Origin of the sequence: Providencia sp. PROV129, assembly GCF_028482245.1 — a bacterium.
Taxonomy (GTDB): Bacteria; Pseudomonadota; Gammaproteobacteria; order Enterobacterales; family Enterobacteriaceae; genus Providencia; species Providencia vermicola.
Genome location: NZ_JAMPQD010000058.1, coordinates 1 through 1,669, shown reverse-complemented (window position 1 = coordinate 1,669; position 1,669 = coordinate 1). Strand labels below are relative to the sequence as shown.

Genomic DNA, 1,669 nt, shown 5'->3' with positions numbered 1-1,669 from the left:
TAACCGCGGTAAACCTAACCCCAGCCCACAACTCACTTTAAGTGGTAAGTGGCTGAAAGAGATGAGGTTTGAGGTTGGCAGCCACTATACCCTTACTCGCCAAGCCGGACAGTTGATTATCCAGCTGGCTGAGGAGTGAGTTAGTAAAACGAAACTGCTAATTCAATTAAGCAATAATTTCATAAAGGGTATCAGGTGGTGCCTGATACTCTTCAAAGTCAGCATGAATGACGTCATATAACTCAAATGCTCGGATTTTTTTTATCGTTTCAATTTGTTCGCATTCATTCAATGAAACAACCATTTTCTTAGCATTTGAAATCTTAATCATCTCGGATAAAGTGTCCAAAAGAATATTTAAACGTTCTTTTGGGTCTGGAGGAAACCCTATATCCGCAGTTTCAGGATCATATTCTAAATAATCAATCAGATATGTTGCATTGATTGAGTTTTTTCCATCCGCGATATCAAATATAAAGCATCCATCTTCAGGTAAGTATTCAGCTGGGTAATTAAATAACTCCATTTTTGTTATCACGCGAATATTCAAGGGAGTATCAGCCATGTATTTTTCTAGTAGATTGAAATCTATAGTAGTTCCAATTTCGGGTTGTAAATAGCCATAAACGTTATTTGACATAGTCATACCTACTTTTTATCTTCAATCCAAGGGCCTACTGGCTTACCATTCTTATCTATTTCACGATAGTATCTTTTATCCACATACCCACGATCATTATAATTAATTTTATGTTCGTGAGGTGGAACTTTGCCGTTTGCATCATATCCTAATTGCCCATGCGTTTTTTGCTGTCCATAATCTTCTCGTGAAAATGTCCTTCCTTTATCATCATAATAAGTAATACTTTTAGTGCCATCTGCACGAGAAACTTCATAAACTGAATTTGGGGTAGACGTTCTTGGTGCTTTTCCTGAAGAGACAACAGTATGTTCAGTAACGATTTTATTGGTAGCTGGATTAACTACTGGAGCTTTATCATAAGGTAATGAGTTCCCATCAAACTTACCATCACCTTTCCCAACAGTCGTAACTATTCCATCATCCTTCGGGCTAAATGCCCCATTTTTATCAGCAGTCCAGTTGCTACCCGCTCCTGCATTATTTCCTTTCGGAGTTGTGACATTTGGCTTCGCAACATCTTTCCCAAACTGTTTTACTAAAGCGCCTGAGTTTGCGACCGCTGACATACCACCCAATAGATAAATCGACCCGACATACATACCTGCACGCGTTCGTGCTTCTTCATCGGTATAACCGAAGTTTTTAAAGGCTTCAGTATAGGATTCCAATAGATTATACGCCTGCTGTGCTTCGGGTGAAGTCGAGTTCAACAACCGTTCGATTTCTTGATAACCAGCCTGCGCTGTTTTTGGATTTTGATACGTCAAACTGACGTAGGTATCTATCGTTTCGAATGCGTCTTTTCTGGCGGCGGTACATTCAGGTGAAACACCGCCAGCACAGGTATCAATTAATCTTTGCGTTGTTTCTGTATCTTTAATTCGCAGCTCAGCGAGTTTCTGTTGCTCGGCCTCAGTGATCTTACCTTGCTTCTCTTTTAGCTCCAGTGACGTCTTTTGGCGGTGCTCTGAGTCGCTCAGATAGTTATTCTCAACCGTGGTCTTCCCTGCCTCTGCGGCATTTGCC

Annotated in this window: 3 protein-coding genes; 1 reads left to right on the top strand and 2 read right to left on the bottom strand. The window is 40.6% G+C overall.

Going from position 1 to position 1,669, the window contains the following annotated elements; all coding sequences use genetic code 11:
- The coding region (locus PSF27_RS20775; protein ID WP_272682192.1) for a SymE family type I addiction module toxin at positions 1-139 on the top strand (139 nt) is incomplete at its 5' end.
- Between the two features lie 27 nt (positions 140-166).
- Here the strand turns inward: PSF27_RS20775 and PSF27_RS20770 are convergent.
- Both PSF27_RS20770 and PSF27_RS20765 read right to left on the bottom strand, forming a co-directional pair.
- Positions 167-640, bottom strand: a complete 474-nt coding sequence (locus tag PSF27_RS20770; RefSeq protein WP_272682191.1) for a hypothetical protein — start codon at positions 638-640, stop codon at positions 167-169.
- Positions 641-648: 8 nt separating this feature from the next.
- A partial coding sequence (locus tag PSF27_RS20765; RefSeq protein WP_336431895.1) for a DUF6862 domain-containing protein occupies positions 649-1,669 on the bottom strand: 1,021 nt, incomplete at its 5' end.